Annotated in this window: 8 protein-coding genes and 1 other annotated feature; all 8 genes read right to left on the bottom strand. The window is 33.3% G+C overall.

Annotation, left to right across the window (positions count from 1 at the left end; genetic code table 11):
* Positions 1-289: 289 nt before the first annotated feature.
* Positions 290-520: a binding site (T-box leader), on the bottom strand.
* 211 nt (positions 521-731) lie between these two features.
* The 8 genes from HT709_RS03035 to galE all read right to left on the bottom strand — a co-directional run bounded on the left by HT709_RS03035 (position 732) and on the right by galE (position 8,775).
* Positions 732-1,733 carry a LacI family DNA-binding transcriptional regulator gene (locus HT709_RS03035; protein ID WP_000789949.1) on the bottom strand — a complete coding sequence of 334 codons (1,002 nt, stop codon included), beginning with the start codon at positions 1,731-1,733 and terminating at the stop codon, positions 732-734.
* A 284-nt stretch (positions 1,734-2,017) separates the two neighbouring features.
* Complete coding sequence (locus HT709_RS03030; protein ID WP_000656293.1) at positions 2,018-2,209, bottom strand: hypothetical protein; 192 nt, start codon at positions 2,207-2,209, stop codon at positions 2,018-2,020.
* Between the two features lie 95 nt (positions 2,210-2,304).
* Entirely contained in the window at positions 2,305-3,015 is a 711-nt protein-coding gene (locus HT709_RS03025) for an MgtC/SapB family protein (RefSeq protein ID WP_061366747.1), read from the bottom strand.
* 2 nt (positions 3,016-3,017) lie between these two features.
* On the bottom strand, positions 3,018-4,709 hold the full coding sequence (locus HT709_RS03020; RefSeq protein ID WP_172925509.1) for an iron ABC transporter permease: 1,692 nt from the start codon (positions 4,707-4,709) through the stop codon (positions 3,018-3,020).
* Positions 4,710-4,720: 11 nt separating this feature from the next.
* The gene (locus tag HT709_RS03015; RefSeq protein WP_000589142.1) at positions 4,721-5,731 is read right to left on the bottom strand and encodes an ABC transporter ATP-binding protein; all 1,011 of its coding nucleotides are present in this window, start codon (positions 5,729-5,731) and stop codon (positions 4,721-4,723) included.
* A 102-nt stretch (positions 5,732-5,833) separates the two neighbouring features.
* Positions 5,834-6,901 (bottom strand): extracellular solute-binding protein, encoded by a 1,068-nt coding sequence (locus HT709_RS03010; protein ID WP_000738360.1) that lies wholly within the window; start codon positions 6,899-6,901, stop codon positions 5,834-5,836.
* Positions 6,902-6,925: 24 nt separating this feature from the next.
* Positions 6,926-7,585, bottom strand: a complete 660-nt coding sequence (locus HT709_RS03005; RefSeq protein ID WP_172925508.1) for a DUF1868 domain-containing protein — start codon at positions 7,583-7,585, stop codon at positions 6,926-6,928.
* Between the two features lie 179 nt (positions 7,586-7,764).
* The gene (gene galE / locus HT709_RS03000) at positions 7,765-8,775 is read right to left on the bottom strand and encodes a UDP-glucose 4-epimerase GalE (RefSeq protein WP_000996560.1); all 1,011 of its coding nucleotides are present in this window, start codon (positions 8,773-8,775) and stop codon (positions 7,765-7,767) included.
* Positions 8,776-8,781: the final 6 nt, after the last annotated feature.

Genomic DNA, 8,781 nt, shown 5'->3' with positions numbered 1-8,781 from the left:
GTCAGTTCTATCTGCAACCTCAAAACAGTGTTTTGAGCTGACTTCGTCAGTTCTATCCACAACCTCAAAACAGTGTTTTGAGCAACCTGCGGCTAGTTTCTTAGTTTGCTCTTTGATTTTCATTGAGTATTACTAGCTTTTTTCGTATTAGTCCAGCCTTTTTGTTTGCTTTTAGTAGTAGGCAAGGAGCTGTAGATAGAACTCAAGTTCATCAAAGCGACTTAAGGCCCTAATAAAAGATAAACCAAACGACGGATAGAAAAAAGCCCACACACGGAATCTACTTCCATGTGAGGGCGTTGGTAACGCGGTGCCACCTCAATTGTAAAGGAACTATCTCCTTTACATCTCTGCCTTGTCTAACAACAAGCTGCACTGTAAGGTGTGCGCACCGAATTTTCATTGTTTCAAATTCATTTTCAAAATCAGCCCACTTTCACTACTTCCAACCACCTATTCACAATCACCACAGGCTCCCTGAAGATCAAAAATAGTTACTTTTCTGATTTGTTGAACTTATTTTAATACTTTGTTTTTTCTTTGTCAAGACTTTTTTACGATTTTTTTGAAAATATCATTCGAATGTGACCATGTCTTCCTTAGATCGAACATGAACATGTCCCACTTGTTAGAAATTGGATCCAACTCAATAGAAACTGAATGGAGGCTAAACAGAACTTATTTTAGAACACTCCATCTTTTCCACTAGGATTTTCAAGAATTAAACAATACTAGAAACTCTGTCTCCTAACAAATTTAGGAGAAACTTCAACAGATGTGACACTTTCCCCTTTAATAATTGCTAAAACACCTTCTATCATTTCTTTAGCCAATTTAACATAATTGGGAGCAATTGTAGACAAAGCTGGAGTATAATACTGAGAAATAGGAATATTATCAAATCCAATGATAGAAATATCATCTGGAATAAGAATTCCTTTCTCATAGCACGCACGAATCAAGCCCTGAACCTTTTCATCTCCTGAAACAAAAATAATGTCCGGATAATTTTGGGTAGTCAAGTGCTGCATTGCATAAGAATAAACTGAATCAATTGTAGATAAGCCATAAATGACTTTTAAATCCATAAAGTAATTTTTATCATTCAGAAAAGAACGCACACCTCTTTCACGATCCTTATTAACATGGGATTCTCCTCCCATAAGCAACCACATATTTTTAAATTTTTCTTCAGTTACAGCTTTCATCATATCATAAGTAGCTTGAAAATTATTATTAGATACATAGACTACTCCAGACGTTTGAGATTCACCGAAAACAAGAAAAGGCATATGGTTCTTCTTTAAATACTGAATTCTGATATCATCTACACTTTCATAAAAAACAATAACACCATCTACTAGGCTACCTGTGCTTGATATAATTGAATTACTAATTGTATCCTCCTCTCCAAAGTACTCAACTATAGCATTAACACCAAATTCTTTACACGTCCGTAACACTTTATCTAACAGCGTATGAAACCAAATTAAAGGAAAAGAGTCGATTTTTTTTACAGAAATCAATATATTTATAGCTTCTTTTTTAGTTAAATTTTTTGCATACGCATTTGGAATATACGACAATTCCTCTATAACTTTTTGAATCGCTTGATAAGTTTCTTCTTTAACATTTACTCCACCATTAATAACTCGTGAAACTGTTTTTGGAGAAAAACCTGATAAACGTGCAATATCATAAATAGTTACCTTTTTCCCATTTATATTTTTCATTTCAGTCCTCCATTACGAACATTCTAATATTACTATACAATATTTAATTTTTTTTAACAAGAGAATTTAGTAAATTATTTAAGATCCACAAATTCACAAAATTAATTTTACAAATATTCTTTCCCTTCAAAAAAGTTTAAATTGCATTTCACACCTTTATTTTTAAGAATGTTTCCAACTTCACGACAAATAAATTCATATGAGAAAAAACTATCATAAAATTGTAGATTAACTTTTTCAGTAAAATGTGTAGGATTTATAAAAACATATAATAGCCTGTCAATTTAACATTTTAACATAGAGTTATTTTTTTCTTTAAAGATAACATTTGTTATCAACTCATCAGGAGGTAAATGAAAGGCAAACACCATTTCACAAATATCATAAAAAGAAATAAATTTGTATACTTGTATCAAACAATTATTATCAAAATATTCTATTTTACCTAAATCAAAATTGATTTTATAATCTTTCATAAAAGCCTCTGAGCAAAAATCTACTCAAAAATTAGATGATTAAAACATCTAAAAAACAAAAGGACAAAAACATCTGTCCCTTTGTTTACTAAATTTCAGCTAATTTCTTCGACATAAATAACACCTACAATATTAGCAATTTCTTCCATCAGTCGAAGATGTTCAAATCTACCTGATAATTCCAGAGTAATAAATGACGCTATTTTTTTGTCCGGAACATCAAAGTATTCAATTCTGTCAGAATTAACATCTCCAAACGCTGTTCTTGAATCGGTCATTCTGATACCATTTTCTGCACAATAAACCAATACACGATTATAGGCTTCTGTAGATTTAACCACTATATACAATTCAATCATTTTAGAACGATTTTGCAGATATTTTTTTAGTGGTTGGAACATGGATATCACACCCCAAACAGAAATAGCTACTAAAAGAGCTCCCTCATAAAAACCTACTCCAATAGCTAATCCAATTCCTGCCGAAGCCCAAATGCCTGCTGCAGTTGTCAGACCTGTAATTTTCTTTTTATCTGTAATAAGAATCGTTCCAGCGCCTAGAAAACCCACACCTGATATAACTTGAGCTCCTAATCGTGTAGGATCTCCTGTCCCAAATTTATAAGATACGTATTCATTCGTCATCATAATCAAACATGCAGCTAGACAAACAATACTATAAGTTCGGATGCCTGCAGGCTGGGATTTGCTCCCTCTCTCTAAACCAATTATACTACCAATGACTACTGATAAAACAATCCTGACAACTATTTCAATATGTGATAACCCAAGACTAGTGGCTGTCATGATTATTTCCTTACTTTACGCCCCGGTCTTTGTGTGAAGTATAATACCGTTCCAGAAATAATCATCAGAACAATTGTATAAACAAATACCAGAGCTTGTGCATTAGATGTTGCTGTTTCATCACCTGCAGATCGAATCGTAATACCTAATGGTTGAGCTAGGGGATGGTAAAGGAATACAGATAAGTCGAAGTCAGTTAATAAAGAGTTAAAGTTTAAAGCAATAACAGAGAGAACAACCGGTAAAATAAATGGAATGATAACCTTCATCATAGTATAAAAAGGTGAAGCACCCATACTTCTTGCTGCATCTTCCATCTCATCATCAACACTAAATAAAATAGCACGTACCATTCTATAAGAAAATGGGATTTTTACAACTATATATGCAATAAGTAGAATTACCAAACCACCTACCAAAATCTGATTCAAGACAAGAAATTGTGGCTGATTAAAAGTAAATAATAAACTTACTGCTAAAAGTGTACTTGGTAGTAACCAAGGAAGTAGAGCACCATATTCAAATAAGAAATCAAAACGAGATTTATGTTTTCTGACAACACGAGCAAATACAACTGCGAGAATTGTTGCTGTTGTCGCAGCAATAATAGAATAAATAAAGCTGACCAAGAATGGAGAGAATGCCGCACTATTACTAAAGAATAAGCGATAATTTTCTAAAGTAAAGTTTGATAATGTTAAGTTACCTGTTTGAATTGCAACTGGATCTGTAAATGAGTATAATACTATAAAAATTAGTGGAAGCATGAAAACTGTGAACAATCCATATGCTACAATGTGAGCAATGATATTCCAAGGCTTAGACGCAATTTTTTGTTTTTTAAGAGGCGCTTTAGTCTTAGAGATAGAAATATAATTTCCACCTTTTTCTATCTTATTCATGATAGTAAGCAAAATTGTAGTTGCAATACCTAAAATAATTGCAAGTAAGGCAGCTAAATCACGAGAATTCCCCATCCCTGCAAATGTAATAATCATTGGATTTATAGTTTGAAATTCTTTACCACCAACAATCATGGGTGCTGCTACTGCAGATAAACCACTAAGAAAAACCATAATAGTAAGTGCAAATAGAGTTGGAATTAAGGTTGGTAACACTACTTTTCGGAAAACAGTAAATGGTTTTGCTCCCATATTTCGAGCAGCCTCAATAGTGTGATAGTCAACGCTTCGAATTGTATTTGTTAAAAACAATGTATGATTAGCAGTTCCTGAAAATGTCATAATGAATAAGACTGCACCATACCCAATAAACCAGTTAGAGTCTAAAGAAGGGATAACATTTTGTAAAAATTTTGTAATCAATCCATAAGGACCATAGACAAATTTATATCCAGTCGCTAAAACCACTCCTCCATAAATTAAAGAAGTCATATAACCTAATTTTAAAATTTTAGCACCTTTAATATCAAAGTACTCTGTAAATAGAACACAAAGAATACCTACGATATTAACTGTAATAATGAGTGAAAATGCTAACTTAAAACTGTTCATAATACTCTGAAGTGCTCTCTGAGATTTTAGAACACGATGTACAGCATCAAGGGAAAATTCTCCTCCTTTTACAAATACATTCACTACTAGATCAAAGTTTGGATAAATAATAAATGTTACTAAGAACCAGATTAACCCTAAACGAATAAGCCAATCTTTTAAATTTAATTTATGACGCATACTGCACCTCCTTAAAATTGCAGAACGTCTGATGGAGTGATAAATAATTCCACACTTTCTCCGACAGATCTAATAGCAGCCTGACTATCAATACTTGTTACATTAAGAATCTGACTTTCAGAAACTTTTATTGTATAGTGAATTGTAACTCCAGAAAACTCAACATCAATAATTGTCCCTTTTAGAATAAAATCTTGTTCAGTTTCACGATTGAATCGAACTTTCTCTAATCGAATGTATCCTTTTTTATCCTCTAAGAAAACGCTTGTATTTTTCAATAATACTTCGTGGACTGTTTCATCAGTCAAAACATTAATATCTCCAATAAAATCACATACAAATTCAGTTTGAGAATTATGATAAATTTCTACTGGTGTACCGACCTGTTCGATGTATCCATTGTTAAAGACTGCAATTCTATCAGATAAAGTCAAGGCTTCCTCTTGATCATGAGTAACATATAAAGTAGTAATACCTAACTCTTTTTGAAGTCTTTTCAACTCTTTTCTCAAATCTACACGTAATTTTGCGTCAAGGTTTGACAATGGTTCATCTAGACAAAGAATTTTAGGTTCAAGAACCAGAGCACGAGCCAATGCTACCCTTTGTTGTTGACCCCCAGATAATTCTGATACATTACGCTGTAACTGTTGATCAGAGATCTTAATTTTTGCTGCTACTGCTGATACTTTAGCTTTAATAACATCTGGAGCTACCTTCTTAACTTTTAAACCAAATGCAATATTATCAAAAACAGTCATAGTTGGAAATAGCGCATAAGATTGAAATACAATACCAATTCCACGCTTTTCAGGTTCCAAATGAGTGACATCTGTTCCATTAACTTCAATACTTCCTGATGATGGATCTAAAAAACCTACCAATGCTCTCAAAGTAGTTGATTTACCACATCCTGAAGGCCCAAGAAATGTAAAGAATTCCCCTTCATGTATATCTAAATTCAGATTATCAATTGCAACAAAATCACCATATTTAATTTGAATATTATCAAATTTAATCATCTCACTAACTCCCTCTATTACTAAACCAAAAGCCTCTCTTTATTTCTTCCTTAAATTTAGAAATAATAGAGAGACTTGGACATAAAAAATAACTCTTATTTCTTATTGTACGTATTCTAATTCAGCTTTTTCTACCCATTCATCCAAATGCTTTCCAACAGCTTCCCAGTCAATATTTTGTGGTTTCACTTGATCAACAAATTTCTTAGTATCTTCTGGTAGCTCTTTGAGGGCATCTTTATTGGCAGGGATAGAGCCAAAGTTTTTACTGTACTCTACTTGAATTTCAGATTGACCAAACCAATCAATAAATTCTTTAGCCAATGCTTGCTTCTTACTTGTACTCAAAATCATTGTTTGCTCAGTTACAAATGGAACCCCAATTTCAGGAGACATCACTTTAAAAACAACATTTTGTTCTTTTTGACCAACTAGAGCCCCGGACCCCCAGATCATACCGTATTGGATAGCGTTTTCTTTGTCTAATACTTTAACAACTGTGCTTTCACCTTTTTGTAGTGTATAGGCATTTGCAAAGTATTCTTTTGCAACTTCCCAGCCCTTTTCCGATACTCCTAAATCACCTTTTTCATCAAGATAACGAACTAGAATACTTGCGTAAATGGCGCGTCCAGTCCCACCAGTTAAGCCATAAATGGAATATTGTCCCTTATATTTACTAGCTAACTCTGTCCAGTCTTTTGGCATTTCTTTTGCATCAGGAGCTCCAATCAATACCAAGGGTTGAACAATAACTGGGTTATAATAATTATCTTTATCTGATAAAGATTGATCAATTTTATCTAACCATTTAGGCTTGTACTGTACTAGTAATTTTTGATCTCTAATTTTATTTGAGTCAACAGCACCAATTCCAAATACCATATCTGCAACTGCATTATTCTTCTCAGCAATAACACGGTCTGCTAATTGAGCGCCAGCAATATCAACCATTTTTATATTAAAACCAGCTTCTTTTGCTTTAGCAGTTAACCAATCACCACGACCATTTGAGACTGAGTTCGAATAGATTACTAATTCTTGACTTTTATCAGCTTTTTCTTCAGATGAAGAAGCAGTCGTAGAATTTGAACCTCCAGAGCAAGCAGCAAGTGTAGTAAGAGCAACTCCCGTTGCAAGTACAGTAGACCAAACTTTCATTTTTTTCATGATAAGTTCTCCTTTTTTATTATTTTATTTAAATTTTTCGTGATATGGAACAAATTGTCTCATATCTTCAAATACAGTATAGTCAATACGGTTTACAGTAATAGTTGGAATCTTCTCTAATAAAATTTCAGTTAATTTTGCTCTGACTTTAGTAAACTCTTCTTCCTCCTCTTCGGTTAGAGGAATCCGAAGATACCCAATTGAAATATGGAATTGATATCTATCATGATTAGGGAAACAAACACCTGCTTTTTCTGAGACATAAGTACGAATTTCTTCTAATCTCTTTGCAGAAGCTTCATCTGCAGGTTCAACTAATATGTTTTGTTTTCCCATTTCAGTTACACGCATATGAATTTCTTCATCCAACAATGGAAAAATTTCAAGTTGTTTAGCAAAGTAATCATGTATTTCCTGTAAAGGTGTATCTAGAGGAAGATTACTGCTCCAAAACTCCGTTTCACGATTTTCATGGCACAACAATTCAATTACAGTCATGTGAATAGAATTCCTTGGAGTTAAAGTGAACTTATCGATAAATGGTAATTCTCTATAACGTGATTGAATAATATCAACAACTTCCATCAAATCTTGTTTAGTATAAAGATTTGCTACAACTGTATTCCCAGGGAAATGATTAAATTCCCCATTCTCTTTGAACTTAATTTTTGTTAAGTTTTTCATATAAAGACCTTCTTTTTTATATTTGACATCGGTGTCACCATGTTTACATTATACAATGAAACCGTTTCCTTTGTCAAGCGCTGTCAAACATTTTTTTTAATTTATCTTTCATTAAATATACATTTCATTAAAAGGTTAAGTAATTTTTCCAAAATACAGCACTCATATAGACAGTATCATCAATTATAGCCATTGGGATTTTTTGATTGCCAATTCCATGTATCTCTACACATGTCTTCAATCGATTTTGTTGTTCTCCAATTTAATTCCTTATATGCTTTGTCTGCATTTGCATAACAAGTTGCAACGTCTCCTGAACGTCTTGGAACTATTTTATAAGGAATAGGGATCTTATTAACACTTTCAAATGTATTTACAAGTTGTAATACACTAGTGCCTTCTCCCGAGCCTAGGTTATAGATATAAACATCTGTTTTTTCAGATACTTTTTCTAAAGCTTTTATATGTCCTATTGCTAAATCTACTACATGGATATAATCACGCACACCAGTACCATCAAGCGTATCATAATCATTTCCGAACACACTTAGCTCTGACAGCTTACCTACCGCTACTTGTGCAATATAAGGCATCAAGTTGTTAGGAATTCCTGAGGGATCTTCCCCAATAAGCCCAGACTCATGAGCACCAATTGGATTGAAATAACGAAGCAACGCAATACTCCATTCTGAATCTGCCACATGAACATCTTTTAAAATTTGCTCAAGCATCACTTTCGTATACCCATAAGGATTTGTCGCACTTGTTTGCATCGTCTCAATTAGAGGTGACTGATTGTTAATTCCATATACAGTCGCACTTGAAGAAAAGACAATCTTTTTAACATTAAATTCTGACATCACTTCAACAAGTGCCAATGTACTCATAATATTATTTTTGTAGTACATCACAGGCTTTTGCACGGATTCTCCGACAGCTTTATAACCTGCAAAATGAATTGCAGCATCAATCGATTCTTGTTCAAATACCTTTCTCAATGCTTGTTTATCACAAACATCTAATTCGTAAAACACAGGACGTATTCCTGTAATTGCTTCAATACGGTCTAGCACCAAGATGCTAGAATTCGAAAGGTTGTCGACAATGATAACTTCCTTTCCTAAATTTAGTAATTCTACTACGGTATGGCTACCAATATAACCAGCTCCGCCTGTTACCAATATTGCCATTTGGGT

The organism is Streptococcus sp. 1343, from assembly GCF_013277355.1.
Taxonomy (GTDB): Bacteria; Bacillota; Bacilli; order Lactobacillales; family Streptococcaceae; genus Streptococcus; species Streptococcus pseudopneumoniae.
Note: the sequence above shows the minus strand (reverse complement) of the source record. Positions and strands in the feature narration are given on the sequence as shown.